The sequence below is a fragment of the Streptomyces sp. NBC_01320 genome (assembly GCF_035974375.1).
Taxonomy (GTDB): domain Bacteria; phylum Actinomycetota; class Actinomycetes; order Streptomycetales; family Streptomycetaceae; genus Streptomyces; species Streptomyces yanii.
Genome location: NZ_CP108390.1, coordinates 8,619,413 through 8,635,283, shown reverse-complemented (window position 1 = coordinate 8,635,283; position 15,871 = coordinate 8,619,413). Strand labels below are relative to the sequence as shown.

The window sequence follows — 15,871 nt, the reverse complement described above, 5'->3', positions numbered from 1 at the left end:
TATTTTCTTTCCCCAGGGGTCCGATACGGGAGGAACCTTGACGAATCGCCACATCTTCTGCACCAGTAACGTCACGAATCGCCTACGCGCCGACTATCCACTTGGCGCACGATCCGCATCATGGCCGACCATAGGGATACGAAAGAGATGCGGAACACCAAGGAACCGCGGTGAGAGGAGGCGTCCATGGGATCGGTGCGCAAGGCGAGTGCCTGGCTGGGCCTCGTAGAGGACAACGACGAGCGTTACTACGACGACGACGAGTACGCCGAGGGTGCAAGGACCGGGACCGGCAATGCCTGGGTGACCGACCCACGGGTGCAGGTGGTCTCCGAGGCTGCCGAGGAGACGGGCCGCCGGATCGCCACGGTCACCCCGGACAGCTTCCGGGACGCGCGCGCCATCGGCGAGCTCTTCCGGGACGGCGTCCCGGTGATCATCAACCTCACGGCCATGGACCCTGCCGACGCGAAGCGTGTCGTGGACTTCGCCGCGGGGCTGATCTTCGGACTGCGCGGTTCGATCGACCGCGTGGCCACCCGGGTCTTCCTGCTGACCCCGGCCGACACCCGGGTGCTCAACGGCGAAGCCGTCGGCCGGCCGGCCGACGGCTTCTTCAACCAGAGCTGAGCAGGGCGCTCGCCGGATCGGTCCGGCCGGCGTCCCCCGTTCTACCGGAATGCGTCCAGGCCGGTGAGCGCCTTGCCCAGCACCAGCTGGTGCATCTCCACGGTGCCCTCGTACGTGAGCACCGACTCCAGATTCGTCGCATGCCGCATCACCGGGTATTCGAGCGAGATCCCGTTGGCGCCGAGGATCGTGCGCGAGGTGCGGCAGATCTCGATGGCCTCCCGCACATTGTTGAGCTTTCCGAAACTGACCTGTTCCGGGCGGAGCCTGCCCGCGTCCAGTCGACGGCCCAGATGGTGGGCGAGCAGGATGCCCTTGTGCAGTTCGACGGCCATGTCCGCGAGTTTGGCCTGAGTGAGCTGGAAACCACCGATCGGCTTGCCGAACTGTTCCCGGGTCTTCGCGTAGTCGACCGCCGCCTCGAAGCTGGACCGCGCCGCGCCCATGGCCCCCCAGACGATGCCGTAGCGGGCATGACCGAGACAGCTGAGCGGTCCCCGCAGGCCGGTGACCCCGGGGAGTACGGCGTCGGCGGGCAGCCGTACCTCGTCGAGGACCAGCTCGCTGGTGACCGAGGCACGCAGCGACCACTTGTGCTTGATCTCGGGCGCGGAGAAGCCGGGGGTGTCCGTCGGCACGACGAAGCCGCGGATGCCGCTGCCGCCGCTGCCCTCGTCGGTCTGCGCCCAGACGACGGCGACCCCGGCCACCGAGCCGTTGGTGATCCACATCTTGCGGCCGTTGAGCACCCAGTCTCCCCCGCTCCCGGCTCCGTCCGAGCGGGAGGTGCCCCCTCCGACGCGCTTGGCGTGCATCCGCATCGCGGCCGGGTCGGAGCCGTGATCCGGCTCGGTGAGTCCGAAGCAGCCGATGATCTCGCCGGCCGCCATGCCCGGCAACCACTGCTGCTTCTGCTCCTCGGAGCCGAAGCGGTGAATGGCGTACATGGCGAGGGAGCCCTGCACGGAGACGAGCGAGCGGATCCCGGAGTCCGCCGCTTCGAGCTCCAGGCAGGCCAGTCCGTACTGGACGGCGGTGGCGCCCGCGCAGCCGTATCCCTGCAGGGACATGCCGAGGGCGCCGATCGAGCCGAGTTCGCGGGCGAGCTCACGGATGCCGGGCAGCTCGCCGTTCTCGTACCACTCGGCAATGTGCGGCAGGATCCGGTCGGCGGCCCAGGCACGGACGGTGGAGCGGATCGCGAGGTCCTCGGGGCCGAGCAGATCGTCGATGCCGATCGGGTCGCCGGGGTCGAAGGGCGGGAGCTTCGACGGCTTCGCGGGAGATGGGGTGGACATGAGGGTGCCTCCGGCGGCTCGCACGATACTAAAACTAGCAGTGTTAGTTATGGCGTCGTGCTGACGTTACGGCTCAGTGTGCCGCGCGTCCAGAGCCGGTGGCCTCGGCGGGTTGCCGCCGGGCGGACACCGAAAGGGGCCCTTTCGGCAGGCTCTGGACCGGGGCGCCCTGGGGAGCGGGGAACGCTCGGGGCCCTCGCGACTCCACGGCCACGGTCGCGTCGGCGGCTTCGCGGGGTTCGCAGATCTCCACCGGCGGGCACTCCATCACCCGCGGCAGTCGCAGCGCGGCGAGCGCGCCCAGCAGCAGCAGACCCGCGCTGACCATCAGCGTGACATGCAGCCCGTTGATGAAGGCATGCCGGGCCGTGCTCCGCAGCACCCCGCCCAGCGGACCGCCCAGCCGCGAGGCGACCTGATAGGCCTCGCCCAGTGAGTGGGAGGCGGCGGCGGACGCCTCGGCGGGGACCCCCGCTCCGGAGAGCTTGGCCAGCCCGGGCGTGTAGGCGGCGTTCATGACGCTGCCCAGCAGGGCGATCCCCATGCCCGCACCCAGCTGGTACGAGGTTTCGCCGATGGCCGCCGCGCCACCAGCCCGGTCGGCCGGGGCCTCGCTGAGCATCGATTCGTACGCCCCGAAGAGCGTGGACTGGAGCCCGAAGCCGAGCACGACGAACGCCACGGTCAGCAGGGCGGGCCGGTCGTGCTGCCCCATCAGGGTCAGGATCAGCACCGAGGCGGCGGTGAGCACGAAGCCCCAGCCGACCATCCGGCGCGGTCCGACCCGGCGCAGGGTGTACGAGCCGGTCGCACCCGCGGCCATCGCGGCGAAGGTGAGTGGCAGCAGCCGCAGGCCGGTCTCCAGCGGGCTGAGGCCCAGGACCAGCTGCAGATACTGGACGGCGATCAGTTCCAGACCGACCAGGGCCAGCATGGCGAGGACGATGCAGCCGACCGCGGTGGAGAACGCGGGCCGAGCGAACATCGCGATGTCGATCAGTGGATGCGTACGGCGTTTCTGCCGACGGACGAACGCGACGAGCAGCGCCGCCCCGAGCAGCAGCGGTACGAGGGTGGCGGGGCCGAACACGCCCTCACCGGTGCCCGCGCGCTTCACACCGAGGACCACCCCGAGCACTCCGGCCGCGGCCATCAGCGCGCCGAGCACATCCCAGGGGCCGTCGTCGCTGCCCCGCGATTCGGGCAGCAGCAGCCGGCCGACCGGCAGGATCAGCGCCATCAGCGGGATGTTGATCAGAAAGACCGAGCCCCACCAGAAGTGCTCCACGAGGAAGCCGCCGATGACCGGTCCGGTGGCCGCGCCGACGGCGGCGACCGCGGTCCACACCCCGATGGCGACGGCTCGCTCACGCCGGTCGGGGAAGACCTGGCGGAGGATGGAGAGCGTCGCGGGCATGATCATCGCGCCGCCGACGCCCAGCAGGGCGCGCGCCGCTATCAGTACGCCGGGACTGTCCGCCATCGCGGCGATCGCGGAGGCTACGCCGAAGAGCGCGTAGCCGAGCAGCAGGATGCGGCGGCGGCCGACCCGGTCACCGAGGGTGCCGAAGAGGATCAGCAGCGAGGCGCAGACCAGTGGATAGGCGTCCACGATCCACAGCAGACCGACGGCGCTGGGCCGCAGATCCTCGGTGACGGCGGGTACGGCGACGTGGAGCACCGTCGCGTCGAGCGCCACGAGCAACAGACTGAGGCAGAGGACGACCAGGACGACCCATCGATTGGCACCGTCGGCGGCTGCGCGCAGCCGGAATCGGGCTGTGGTCGTCCCGGACATGCATCTACCTCCCAAAGGTCCCTCGCGCTCGGCAGGCCAACCGGGGAAGCAGCGTGCACTGCCCCTCCAGGCCCGGCATCGACGGGCGAGTGATCCGTCAGCGTACGCGAGTTCGACATGGCCACACGTGGTCGATCTCATACCCCGGCAGGTCGCGAGGTGTGGCGTACACCACGCCGGACCCCTTGCCGGCTACGCGCCGGACCGGCCCCGACGTCGCGTGTGACCGTTCCGTGACCGGCCGGGCACCGTCCGTCCACCCGCCCGTCACGGCCGGAGAAATGGATACCTGCACTGCTCGCCATTCATTCGGAGATACTCAAACACTCTTCCGAAATAAGCGCGGAAGAAATGGAGCACGAGGCCACCGGGATTCACCGACGGGTCCGAAATATTGGCCGGACTGAGACATAGTCCACATCACATCGTCATCACAAAGCGGCCCGAACGACCGGATCAGGCACTCACTCGCTGTAACGTCGATTGGGTGCGTACCGACATCTTTGCCCGGCTGGACCGGGAGCCGGAACCGCCGAAGATAGAGCCACCGCGGATGAGCCGTCACCGCATCGCTCTCTTCGGCGGGACGTTGGCGTTCTATCTCGCCATCGTCGTTGCCGTGCTGATCGGCTCCTGGCTGGTGACCCTGGACTGGAAGGTCATGCTCTTCCGGCCCTACCAGCAGTGGCCCGGAATCCATGCCTTCCTCGACTACTACGTCGTGCTCGGCCAGCGAGGCCCGACGGCTGTGATGGTCGCCTGCTGGCTCGGCTGGCGCTCCTGGCGGCAGCACACCCTGCGCCCCCTGCTGACCCTGGGCGCCTCGCTGCTGCTGCTCAACCTGACCGTGGGCGCCGTCAAGCTCGGCCTGGGCCGGCTCGGCCCGCACTACGCGACCCAGATCGGATCCGCGGAGCTCTTCGCCGGCGGCGATATATTTCCGTCCGGACACACCGCCAACGCCGTGGTGACCTGGGGAATCCTCGCCTACCTGGCCACTACGCCGCGGGCCAGGCGCTACCTGTCGGCCGTATCGGCGGTGGTCTCGCTCGGGGTCGGGCTCACGACCGTCTATCTCGGTACGCACTGGCTGAGCGATGTGCTGCTCGGCTGGGCCGCGGGGCTGCTGATCCTGCTGGGCCTGCCGTGGGTCGAGCCGTTGATCACCCGTACCGAGGACTGGATCTTCGCGGTGCGCGAGCAGTTGCGTGCGCGCCGCCGGACCGCTCCCCCGGTGCCCGTCGCGGCCGGTGCGCCCCAGGCCGTGCTGCTGCCGCAACCGGAAAGTGGTGACGGCGCGGGCGGGAGCCCGGTGCTCGAACCGATCGCCACAGGCGGTCGCCCGGCCGCCTCGGCACCTGCCGCTCCGGCGGCGGGGACCCGGCAGCGGGCCCACACGCCACACGTGGTGCGCTCGGAGCGGACGCCGGTCACCCCGGCCGGCAGTCGGCGCCCGCCGCACGCGGACCGATCCCCGCGAGGCGGCACGAGTCCGGCCCGCCCGGTGGCCGGCGGCTGACGGGACTGCACCCCCATGCGGGGAGGGTACGCACAGCCTCCCCCCGCACAGTCAAGGCCCCGACCTCGGTCGGGGCCTTGCTCATGGCGGAGGTCTCAGCCGACCCAGCAGCGGGTCACCACGGCGTTGTCGACCTCGAAGTTGATCCGCCCGGCCCGGTACTCCATGGTGATGATCGCCCCCGGCGGCAGAGCCCTGACAGTGCGCCAGCCGCGGGCACGGGCCCTCCGCTCGGCGGCTTCTGCGGCGAGGCCGACATACGCGCCGGGCGTGTCATCGGGCTGGGCGGGAGGGGCCGGGATAGGTGCCATGCCACTCACCGTAGGCGGCCCCGGGCAGGTACGGAAGCCGGGCGGAGGCACCCGGCACCACATCCTCACGTACGCCACCGGTCACGCTTGTGTCACAGGATCACGACAGCCGTTTCCCTCGAACTGCTTCACTCGAACGTACGGTTCTCAGCCCGACGCACAGTAATCACGCGCACTTATAAACGATCACCAAACGGCTCGGAAAACCCGCGGAAATATGACATACCCGATGGTCGGAATTTCCTTCCCGTAAGGCATTTCAAAACGGACCCGCCACCGAGAATTCATGCTTCCTTATGGCAGCCTTATCTTCTGGTCGGGATATCCACACCATCGGGCCGGGACCGCCGCCCGCATCCGCTCGTATACCGGACACAAGCCCGCCCTGACCGGCCGGACACACCGGGCGAGCGGTCGGTCGAAAGATCGCGGCTGCCTTCAGCCGAGTGCCCGGGAGAGCCGGTCCCGGGCCGCCCTGATGGCTCCGGTGAGCTCCTGCGGTTCGACAACCTCGAAGTCGAAGCCCATGACCATCACGTGGATCACCAGGACGTCGAGGCTCGCCGCACCGGTGCGCAGCAGGCAGCTGTCCGCGTCGATCGCCTCCAGCACTCCGGAGGACGGCGAGATGCGCTCGGCGGCCAGTTCGACCGGCACCTTCAGCCGGATCACCGCATGCGTCGCGTACGCAGTGGTGGAGACGCCCTCCGAGACATAGGCGGCCAGGTCCTCGGCGGGCGGGCGGCGCGGAACGAAGCGGGGACCGTGCGGCGGCGTGGGGGTGATCCGGTCCACCCGGAAGGTGCGCCAGTCCGCGCGCTCCAGGTCCCAGGCGACCAGGTACCAGCGGCGCTCGGTGCACACCAGCCGGTGCGGTTCGACGGTCCGGCGCGATACGGAGCCGCCGTGTGACCGATACGCGAAGCGCAGACGCTCGCTGTCCCGACAGGCCCCGGCCAGCTCGGTGAGGACGCCCGGGTCGACGGTGGAGGCGCCGGGTCCGCGCATCATGGGCACGGTGAACGCGCTCAGGGCGCCGACCCGACGGCGGAGCCGGTTCGGCAGGACCTGCTCGAGTTTGGCGAGTGCGCGTACGGAGGTCTCCCCGATGCCCTCGACGCCGTGACCGGCCGCGGTACGCAGCCCGACCGCCACCGCGACCGCTTCCTCGTCGTCGAGGAGCAACGGCGGCAGCTCGGCCCCCGCGCCGAGCTGATAGCCGCCGCCGGTGCCGGGGCTGGCGTTGACCGGATAGCCGAGCTCGCGCAGTTTGTCGACGTCCCGCCGGACGGTCCGGGGGGTGACGCCGAGCCGCTCGGCGAGATCGGCTCCGGACCAGTCCCGGTGGGCCTGCAGGAGTGAGAGCAGGCGCAGCAGTCGTGCCGAGGTCTCCAACATGGGGCGAGTCTGCCAGCGGTCGAGGACAGCTGCTGTCCTCGACCCGCGTCAGTCGTGCCGTCGGGCCGGTTCCAGCCGTAGGCAGAGGTCGTTGTCGGCCGAGTAGCAGGGGGCGGCGAGGACGTCCCCCGCGGTGGCTCGAGGCGGGTAGACGAAGATCTTCTTGCGGTCCCAGATGTCGTCGAGGATGCGCGAGATCCGGATCCCGCCTGTACCGCTCCCGCTCGGCCCGCCGGGGAGCAGCCACAGTTCCCACAGCTGCGGCGCGGTCACCGGTCCGGTGGTCGGCAGGTCGTACGGGAGGCTGAAGGTGAAACTCCCGTCCCTGCCGGTCACGGGCGCCCGGCAGCTCCGCTCGGGATGGCCGGCCGGCCGCGCCTCCACGCACGCGTCGTCGCCGAGCTCCGCCCCGTACAGCGTCCCGTCGACGGTCATCGCGGCCGGACCGAAGGTGATCGGCCCGGCCTCCGCGTGCGGCGCGCGAACCCAGCAGCGCACGGCGAGCCGGCCGTCGGCGGTCGGGTACGGGATGCGGACCACGACCCCGCCGACTGTGCCGCCGGGGTCGGGCGTGCGGTCGACCAGGGCCCTCAGATCCCTGATGCCGGGTTCGACAGCCGTCTCGCCGTCCGTGCCCGGCTGCTGCACCCAAGCGTCCCAGCGGCCCTCGGCAAGCTCCGTCGTGCCCGGCAGCACGGCGCGCAGCCGCCCGTCACCGTCCGGGCTCAGGGGCAGCCGCACCTCCTCCACCGCCCGGTCGCGTCTCCCCTTCGTACCGCGCAGGCGCAGGAGCAGGACGGCCCCCGGTGTCCCTCCCTCCCGGCGGTCCTGGAGGAGATCGAAGGTGATCCGGCCGTCGGCGTCGGCGATGCAGTCGGCGACGCGGCCGGCAGCGGATTCGGTGGGCGGTGTCGGCCGCAGCGCGGACACAGTCACGCGGCCCTCCCCTTGCGGAGGGCATCGCCGGCCTTGTGGCGCAGCGCGTACATGCCGTCCAGCGCCGCGCCGCGGACCCTGTGCACGCCCGCGCGCAGGGCGCTGTGCGAGTGGTGGCGCCCGCCGCGCCCGATGAGTTCGGTGTAGAGCCCTTCGTGGCGTTCGGCGATCAGCGCAGGGTCGAACCGTCGCGATGCGGCGCGGGCGGCCCGTCCCATCCGGTGCCGTGTTCCGTCGTCGTCGATCAGGCCGAGCACGGCGTCCGCGACCGCGGCCGCGTCCCCGACGGGCACCAGCCTTCCGTCGGTGCCGTCGTCGATGATCTCGCGGGGGCCGTGCGGGCAGTCGGTGGCGACGACCGGCAGGCCGCAGCGCATCGCCTCGACGATCGTCATGCCGAAGGATTCCCGGTCCGAGGTGACAGCGGCGATCGCCCCCTTGGGCCACTCGGCCTCCAGCGGGTTGACCGAGCCCATCAGGAACACATGGTTGTGCAGGCCCAGTTGACCGATGAGCGTGTGCAGTGCCTGCCGTTCGTCGCCGGTCGCGTCGCCGCCGCCGTAGATGCGAAGACGCCAGTCGGGGCGGACGGCCACCACGTCGGCGAACGCGCGGACCAGCACGTCGTACCGCTTCACCTTGTGCAGCCGCCCCGCGGCGATCACCCACTTGCTGTCGCAGTCGGCGGGTGCGACCACGGGCTCGGGCACCCCGTTGGGGATGGACTCGATACGTACGCCGGGCAGCCGCAGCCCGGTCCGGTAGGCGTGTGCGTCGGCCTCGGTGACGGTCGTGATCGCGTCGAGCAGCGTGTAGCGGTGGCCGATCTCACGGCGCAGCCGGTAGCTGTGGCTGTCGAGGGTGAGGTGCTCCTGCCCGATCCGGACCGGACCGCGTCGGGCCTGCCGGGTGATCTGGACATTGAGCCCGGGGCGGGTGCCGACGACGACATCCGCCTCCAGGGAGCGCAGATGGTCCGCCACCCGTGCGTCGGTGAGCCGGCTGTACTGCCGGTACCGGCTGTCGCCGCGGGTGAAGACGGCGGCGGGCCTGGTGTGCTCGATCGCGTCGCCGTCGTACGTCGGGCTCTTCTTCCGCAGGTCGACGAGGTGACTCATCCGTACGCCGGCGGGGGCGCCCAGCGCGGGGGCGTCGCGGTGCCGGAAGACCGACACGATCTCGATGTCATGGTGCTCGGCCAGTTGCCCGGCGAGGTTGAACGTCGTGCGGATGGTGCCCCCGACCCCGTAGGCGTTGTGGAGCAGAAACGAAATGTGCATGACTCGCCGTGTCCCCCGGTTCGACCGATCTGCTGCGGGCTCCACCTGTCATGACGATGAGAACCGATCGCCGGTTTACTCAAGGTATCGACAAGTTTCAGCCACTTCCACGTTCCCCGATTTCATGACTTGTCGACCTGCCGTCGAACCGGTCACCCGTCGGGCCAGGCAGACCCATGTGCCACCGATCAGCCGGGATTGACCGAAAGCAAACCCTTCGGGGCTCCGATTCACCCGCTGCGCCGGACGGTTCGATTCCGTTCCCTTTCGCGCGTGACCCCGGCCACGAATCGCCCGTTGTCTCTTCATGAGCCGGGAACCGCCCGGCGCACGTACCGAGTTCGAGGAGCCACCCGTGCCGCGCATGCTCGACGTCAGCGAGGACGTACGCGCCGAGATCGGCGATGCCGAAGCCGATCGGTTGCTCGTCGGCGACAACGCCCCAGGCAGCTACGACTGCACCTCCTGCCGCACCCCTGGCGATTCCGAGCAGGAGCGCACCAGCACGGTGCTGTTCGTCGGCGACGAGACCGCCGTGCTCGCCTTCGCGCACGCGACCTGCATCCCCTCCCAGGTCGTCCAGGTCTCCGAGGAGCAGCTGCAGGGCGCCGTGCGCAGCATCACCGGCAGCGAGCCGGAGGGCCCGGAGGGGCTCATGCCCGGCCAGGCCGTCCTCGGCATCACCAGCGGTCTCGTCCTGATCGACGACGAGCTCCACCCGGCGCTGGTCGTCGAACCGACAGGCGCGATCGCCCGCCCCGGTACGGACGGCAGCCGCGGCGACGAGTTCCTGCAGCTCCTGCTGGAGCAGGGCTTCCAGCCGGTCCACCGGATGGACCGGCTGCCCGCCCTGCTGCACGGCTGGTCGATCCTGCTCGCCATGGGCCAGCTGCACGCCGTGCTGCAGCCGGGCACGGGTGGCGGCGCCCCCGTCGCCTGGTGGCAGGCGCACGCCCCCCTGCAGGTCACCGAGGGCTGGCGGACCGCGGCGAACAAATCGCAGACCGTTCTCGTCTTCGCCGCCCCGGCCGGATCGATCGGCCAGCAGCCCCGCGAGGACCTGCTGCGCGACGCACTGGAGAAGGCCGCGGCCGGCGGTCTCCTGGTCGCGGCGGCGATGCCGCTGGCCGGGACCTGATCATGTCCGTACGCTCCTCGCACCCGCAACGAACAGCTATTTCTTCGCCGGGCCCGCATCCGACGGCCGGTGGGGTCGTTGGCACGTACGTGCACTCATACGACCCCTCCCACCAGCGCCCGAGCCCGATCCCTGCCATGCGCCCGTCGCGGGAGCCATCGGGCGGCCAGTCCCACACCCCGATCTACGACGCGTTGTACTCCGAGTACCGCCGGTCGTTCCGGGCGCTGCCAGGTGATCGGAGCGGCGAGGAAGATCTGGCCTTCATGGCCTTCGGTACGGGTCCGTTCGGCGCCCGCACCCCGCTGAGCCTCCACTCCGGCCATGCGAGCCACTCCGGCGGCGCCACCGGCCCCCCCGGTCAGGGCGCGCGCACCGGAAACCTCGGCTCCTGGCAGCGGGTCGGCCGTCACGCCGGGCGCACCGCCCCGGCGGCGCTGCCACCGGGCTCCGGGGGAGCCTGACCGTACGACGAAGCCCCACACCGCTCGCAACAGGAACGGTGTGGGGCTTCGTCATGTCCGGCACGGACAGACAGTCGGCCGACCGGTCAGTCAGCGGGCCGGCCGGGCGTCACTTCTTGCGGCCGCGCTTCTCGCGGACCCGCACCGAGATGTGGATCGGGGTGCCGTCGAAGCCGAACTCCTCGCGCAGTCGACGCTCGACGAAGCGGCGGTAACCGTGCTCCAGGAAGCCGGAGGCGAAGAGCACGAAGCGCGGCGGCTTGGTGCCGGCCTGGGTGCCGAAGAGGATGCGGGGCTGCTTTCCGCCACGGACCGGGTGCGGGTGGGCGGCGACGATCTCGCCGAGGAAGGCGTTCAGCCGGCCGGTGGGAACACGCGTCTCCCAGCCTTCGAGCGCGGTCTCGATCGCCGGGACCAGCTTCTCCATGTGCCGGCCGGTGACGGCCGAGACATTGACCCGCGGTGCCCACGCGACCTGCGCGAGCTCCGTCTCGATCTCGCGCTCCAGGTAGTAGCGGCGCTCCTCGTCGAGGGTGTCCCACTTGTTGTACGCGATCACCATCGCTCGCCCGGCCTCCACGGCCATGGTGATGATGCGCTGGTCCTGCACACTGATGGACTCGCTGGCGTCGATCAGGACGACGGCGACCTCGGCCTTCTCGACGGCGGCCGCGGTGCGCAGCGAGGCGTAGTAGTCCGCGCCCTCCTGGAGGTGGACCCGGCGACGGATGCCTGCCGTGTCGATGAACTTCCAGGTGATGCCGCCGAGCTCGATCAGCTCGTCGACCGGGTCACGGGTGGTGCCGGCCATTTCGTTGACGACGACCCGGTCCTCGTTAGCCACCTTGTTCAGCAGCGAGGACTTGCCGACGTTCGGACGGCCGATGAGAGCGATGCGGCGCGGTCCGCCGAGGGCGGTGCCGAAGCGCTGGGCCGGAGCCTCGGGCAGTGCTTCGAGGACGGCGTCGAGCAGATCGCCGGTGCCGCGGCCGTGCAGCGAGGAGACCGGGTGCGGCTCACCGAGACCGAGCGACCACAGCGCGGTGGCGTCTGCCTCGCCGCTCTGGCCGTCGACCTTGTTGGCGCACAGGACGACAGGCTTCCCGGCCCGGCGCAGCAGCTTGACGACGGCCTCGTCGGTGTCGGTCGCGCCGACGGTCGAGTCGACGACGAAGACGACCGCGTCGGACGCCTCGATCGCGTACTCGGCCTGGGCGGCGACGGAGGCGTCGATGCCCAGCACGTCCTGCTCCCAGCCGCCGGTGTCGACCACCTTGAAGCGGCGGCCGGCCCATTCGGCCTCGTAGGTGACCCGGTCCCGGGTGACTCCGGGCTTGTCCTCGACGACCGCCTCGCGGCGGCCGATGATCCGGTTCACCAGGGTCGACTTGCCGACATTGGGGCGGCCGACGACCGCGAGGACGGGCAGCGGTCCGTGACCGGCCTCGTCGATCGCGCCCTCGACGTCCTCGACGTCGAAACCCTCCTGCGCGGCGAGCTCCATGAACTCCGCGTACTCGGCGTCGCCAAGCGCTCCGTGCTCGTGGTCCGAGCCGCCGGAGTGAATCTGGTCGTTCATGAAGTCCGTTCCTCTTTGCATCATCATCGATGGACCACGATCACGCGGCCCACTACTCAAGTCTTACTTAGCGCCCGGTGAAGCGCCTGGCCCTGTCCAGGTGCGAGGTCAACCGCTCCTGGATCCGTACCGTCGCCTCGTCCAGCGCCTTCCGGGTGCGCCGGCCACTCCCGTCACCGGTTTCGAAGGCGTCGCCGAAGACGACATCGACCCGGCTGCGCAACGGCGGCAGTGCCGATATCAACCGCCCGCGGCGCTCGGTGCTTCCCAGGACGGCCACGGGGACGATCGGCGCCCCGCTGCGTACCGCGAAGTACGCGAGTCCGGCGCGCAGCGAGGCGAAGTCTCCTTCACCCCTGGTGCCCTCGGGAAAGATCCCCAGCACCCCGCCGTTCTGCAGGACGCCGAGGGCGTGCGTGATGGCGGTGCGGTCGGCGCTCGTACGGTCCACCTTCAGCTGACCGATTCCGCGCAGGAACGGGTCGAGGGGGCCGACGAACGCCTCTTTCTTGATCAGGAAGTGCACGGGCCGGGGCGCGGTGCCCATCAGCATCGGCCCGTCGATGTTGTGGGAGTGGTTCACCGCGAGTATGACGGGTCCGGAGGCGGGTACCCGCCACGCACCGAGGACGCGGGGCTTCCACAGCCCGTACATCAGCCCGATGCCGATCCCGCGCCCGACCGCCGCTCCACGCAGCGTGGGCGTGCCCGTGGCAGGGGTCACTTCGCGGCCCGCTTCTCCTCGACGAGGGTGACGACGCACTCGATGACCTGCTGCAGGGTCAGCTCGGTGGTGTCCACCTCGACCGCGTCGTCCGCCTTGGCGAGCGGCGAGGTCTTCCGGCTGGAGTCCGCAGTGTCCCGCTTGATCAGCGCCTCCTTGGTGGTGGCGAGATCGGAGCCCTTGAGCTCTCCGCTGCGGCGGGCCGCGCGGGCCTCCGGGGAGGCGGTCAGGAAGATCTTGAGATCGGCGTCGGGCAGCACGGTCGTGCCGATGTCACGGCCCTCGACGACGATGCCGACCTCCGCGCCCGCGGCGATGGACCGCTGCAGCTCGGTGATCCGGGCCCGCACCTCGGGGACCGCGCTGACGGCGCTGACCCTGGAGGTGACCTCCGGCGTACGGATCGGGCCCGCGGCGTCCTCGCCGTCGACCGTGATCGTCGGGGCGGCCGGGTCCGTGCCCGAGACGATGACCGGCTTGTCCGCGGCAGTCGCGACCTCCGCGGCGTTCTGCACGTCGATGCCGTTGTTCAGCATCCACCAGGTGATTGCCCGGTACTGGGCGCCGGTGTCCAGGTAGCTCAGGCCGAGCTGGGCGGCGACGGCCTTCGACGTGCTCGACTTACCGGTGCCGGACGGGCCGTCTATGGCAACGATCACTGCGGCCGGGGCCGTCCGGGCGGCGGCGCTTGCGGTTTCCACGGTGGTGGACACCTTCCTGGTACTCGGGGTGGGCGGGACGGGGACGCGCGAACCCGCCCCGCTCAAGGTTACCGAGTGTCTGGACGGGCCTTTGCACCCTGTGGACAACTGCCCCCGGACCTGGCCACCGCGGACCCGGGGGTGTCCGGCCGTGACGCGCGGGACGCCGCCTACTGGCGAATCGACCAGCCCCGCTCGCGCAGCGCCGCGGCCAGTGCGGGGGCCGCACTCGGCTCGACCATCAGCTGCACCAGACCCGCCTGCTGCCCGGTGGCGTGCTCGATGCGGACGTCCTCGACGTTGATCCCGGCCCCGCCCGCGTCCGCGAAGATCCTGGCCAGTTCGCCCGGCCGGTCGCTGATGAGCACGGCCACGATCTCGTACGACGCGGGGGCTGCCCCGTGCTTCCCGGGCACCCTGACGCGGCCCGCGTTGCCGCGCCGCAGCACGTCCTCGATGGAGTCGGTGCCCTCGCGGCGCTTGTCCTGGTCGCCGGTCTGGAGGCTGCGCAGGGCCCGTACCGTCTCGTCGAGATCGGCGGCGACCCCGGCGAGCACATCGGCGACCGGTCCGGGGTTGGCGGAGAGGATCTCCACCCACATCCGGGGGTCGGAGGCGGCGATCCGGGTGACGTCCCTGATGCCCTGGCCGCAGAGGCGTACGGCCGTCTCGTCGGCCTCCTCCAGGCGGGCGGCGACCATCGACGAGATCAACTGCGGGGTGTGGGAGACGAGGGCGACCGCCCGGTCGTGGGCGTCGGCGTCCATGACGACCGGAACGGCGCGGCAGAGCGCGACCAGTTCCAGGGCGAGGTTGAGGACCTCGGTGTCGGTGTCGCGGGTCGGGGTGAGGACCCAGGGGCGACCCTCGAAGAGGTCGGCGGTGGCGGCGAGGGGGCCCGAACGCTCCTTGCCGGCCATCGGGTGCGTCCCGATGTACGGCGTGAGGTCGACGCCGAGGGCTTCCAGCTCGCGGCGGGGGCCGCCCTTGACGCTGGCGACGTCGAGGTATCCGCGGGCGATGCCGTCCCGCATGGCGGTGGCGAGCACCGAGGCCACATGGGCGGGCGGTACGGCGATGACCGCCAGGTCGACGCGGCCCTCGGGCGCCTCGTCCGTACCGGCGCCGAGCGCGGCCGCGGTGCGGGCGGACGCCGGGTCGTGGTCGAGGAGGTGGACGTGGACGCCGCGCCCGGCGAGGGCGAGGGCTGCGGAGGTGCCGACCAGGCCGGTTCCGATGACGACGGCGGTTCTCACTGGGCGATGTCCTTGCGGAGGGAGGCGGTGGCGCCGAGGTAGACGTGCGCGATCTCGGACTTGGAGAGGTACGTCTCGACATGGGCCAGGATGCGCACCACGCGGGGCATCGCCCCTTCGACGTCCAGCTCCTGGGCGCAGATCAGCGGTACGTCGACGATGCCGATGCCGCGTGCGGCGGCGGCCGGGAAGTCGCTGTGCAGATCGGGGGTGGCCGTGAACCAGATGCTGATCAGGTCGTCCGCGACGAGGCTGTTGCGCTCCAGGATGGCGGTGAGCAGGCCGCTGACCCGCTCGTCCATGTGTCCGGCCTCGTCCCGGTCCAGCTGGACAGCTCCACGGACCGCTCGTACCGCCACGTCTGACTCCTCACTTCTTCGTGCCGTTGTTCTTCGTGCCGTTGTTCTTCGTGCCGCTGCATGGTTGTCGCGCCCGCTCGGTGCCGACCTGCGCGTTTTCAGCCTAGAGGGGCCGGGCGGCAGACGAACGAGGTGCTCTGTCCGTGAGACACGGCGGTCATCGGGACGCGGCGGTGGCGAGCAGCGTCCACATCCGGTGGTACCGGCGCGATCCGGGCGCCGCTCACCGGCTGATTCTCACCGGTGGCGACCCAGGACTGGGCCTGGTCGAGGAGGCCGGACCTGGTGAGCATCCTGATCAGGCCTCGCGTGCGTTGCCACCGCCCGCGTCGCCCTTGTCATCGCCCAGCGCGCCCAGCAGCGCTCCGAGGATGTTCCCGGCGCCCGTCGGCACCCCCGCTCCGGCTCCCGCCACCCAGCAAGCTGCTGGGTCCCTCCTGCCATGGTTCTGCACTTCGGAAGAGGGAGGGAATATCGACA

Annotated in this window: 15 protein-coding genes; 4 read left to right on the top strand and 11 right to left on the bottom strand. The window is 70.7% G+C overall.

Features of this window, described 5'->3' with window-relative positions:
• The first annotated feature begins 186 nt into the window (after positions 1 to 186).
• Positions 187 to 630, top strand: coding sequence for a cell division protein SepF (locus OG395_RS39290; protein WP_327247169.1), 444 nt, complete (start codon positions 187 to 189; stop codon positions 628 to 630).
• Between the two features lie 41 nt (positions 631 to 671).
• Here the strand turns inward: OG395_RS39290 and OG395_RS39285 are convergent, their stop codons facing one another.
• The gene (locus tag OG395_RS39285) at positions 672 to 1,928 is read right to left on the bottom strand and encodes an acyl-CoA dehydrogenase family protein (RefSeq protein ID WP_327247168.1); all 1,257 of its coding nucleotides are present in this window, start codon (positions 1,926 to 1,928) and stop codon (positions 672 to 674) included.
• A 73-nt stretch (positions 1,929 to 2,001) separates the two neighbouring features.
• Entirely contained in the window at positions 2,002 to 3,726 is a 1,725-nt protein-coding gene (locus OG395_RS39280) for an MFS transporter (protein ID WP_327247167.1), read from the bottom strand.
• 487 nt (positions 3,727 to 4,213) lie between these two features.
• Between OG395_RS39280 and OG395_RS39275 the strand changes: the two genes are divergently transcribed.
• Positions 4,214 to 5,245, top strand: coding sequence for a phosphatase PAP2 family protein (locus OG395_RS39275; RefSeq protein WP_327247166.1), 1,032 nt, complete (start codon positions 4,214 to 4,216; stop codon positions 5,243 to 5,245).
• Between the two features lie 95 nt (positions 5,246 to 5,340).
• Here the strand turns inward: OG395_RS39275 and OG395_RS39270 are convergent, their stop codons facing one another.
• From OG395_RS39270 to OG395_RS39255, 4 genes are all read right to left on the bottom strand, one after another.
• Positions 5,341 to 5,556: an I78 family peptidase inhibitor gene (locus OG395_RS39270; protein WP_327247165.1), complete on the bottom strand. Its 216-nt coding sequence runs from the start codon at positions 5,554 to 5,556 to the stop codon at positions 5,341 to 5,343.
• A gap of 438 nt (positions 5,557 to 5,994) precedes the next feature.
• The gene (locus OG395_RS39265) at positions 5,995 to 6,954 is read right to left on the bottom strand and encodes a helix-turn-helix transcriptional regulator (RefSeq protein ID WP_327247164.1); all 960 of its coding nucleotides are present in this window, start codon (positions 6,952 to 6,954) and stop codon (positions 5,995 to 5,997) included.
• A gap of 48 nt (positions 6,955 to 7,002) precedes the next feature.
• Positions 7,003 to 7,890, bottom strand: coding sequence for a transferase (locus OG395_RS39260; RefSeq protein ID WP_327247163.1), 888 nt, complete (start codon positions 7,888 to 7,890; stop codon positions 7,003 to 7,005).
• Positions 7,887 to 9,170 carry a glycosyltransferase gene (locus OG395_RS39255; RefSeq protein ID WP_327247162.1) on the bottom strand — a complete coding sequence of 428 codons (1,284 nt, stop codon included), beginning with the start codon at positions 9,168 to 9,170 and terminating at the stop codon, positions 7,887 to 7,889. Before OG395_RS39255 ends, OG395_RS39260 begins: the two co-directional genes overlap by 4 nt.
• A gap of 355 nt (positions 9,171 to 9,525) precedes the next feature.
• Here OG395_RS39255 and OG395_RS39250 point away from each other — a divergent pair, with 355 nt between their 5' ends.
• Both OG395_RS39250 and OG395_RS39245 read left to right on the top strand, forming a co-directional pair.
• Entirely contained in the window at positions 9,526 to 10,308 is a 783-nt protein-coding gene (locus OG395_RS39250; protein ID WP_327247161.1) for a hypothetical protein, read from the top strand.
• A 137-nt stretch (positions 10,309 to 10,445) separates the two neighbouring features.
• Entirely contained in the window at positions 10,446 to 10,772 is a 327-nt protein-coding gene (locus tag OG395_RS39245) for a hypothetical protein (RefSeq protein WP_327247160.1), read from the top strand.
• Between the two features lie 109 nt (positions 10,773 to 10,881).
• On the opposite strand, the gene der is transcribed toward OG395_RS39245, so the two are convergent.
• The 5 genes from der to aroH form a co-directional block, all read right to left on the bottom strand.
• Positions 10,882 to 12,351, bottom strand: a complete 1,470-nt coding sequence (der, locus tag OG395_RS39240; protein ID WP_327247159.1) for a ribosome biogenesis GTPase Der — start codon at positions 12,349 to 12,351, stop codon at positions 10,882 to 10,884.
• A 67-nt stretch (positions 12,352 to 12,418) separates the two neighbouring features.
• Positions 12,419 to 13,075: a lysophospholipid acyltransferase family protein gene (locus tag OG395_RS39235; RefSeq protein WP_327247158.1), complete on the bottom strand. Its 657-nt coding sequence runs from the start codon at positions 13,073 to 13,075 to the stop codon at positions 12,419 to 12,421.
• The gene (gene cmk / locus OG395_RS39230; protein ID WP_327247157.1) at positions 13,072 to 13,788 is read right to left on the bottom strand and encodes a (d)CMP kinase; all 717 of its coding nucleotides are present in this window, start codon (positions 13,786 to 13,788) and stop codon (positions 13,072 to 13,074) included. The genes OG395_RS39235 and cmk overlap by 4 nt, the downstream gene beginning before the upstream one ends.
• Before the next feature lie 158 nt (positions 13,789 to 13,946).
• Complete coding sequence (locus OG395_RS39225; RefSeq protein ID WP_327247156.1) at positions 13,947 to 15,032, bottom strand: prephenate dehydrogenase; 1,086 nt, start codon at positions 15,030 to 15,032, stop codon at positions 13,947 to 13,949.
• Positions 15,029 to 15,391, bottom strand: a complete 363-nt coding sequence (aroH, locus tag OG395_RS39220; protein WP_266987286.1) for a chorismate mutase — start codon at positions 15,389 to 15,391, stop codon at positions 15,029 to 15,031. Before aroH ends, OG395_RS39225 begins: the two co-directional genes overlap by 4 nt.
• Positions 15,392 to 15,871 lie beyond the last annotated feature (480 nt).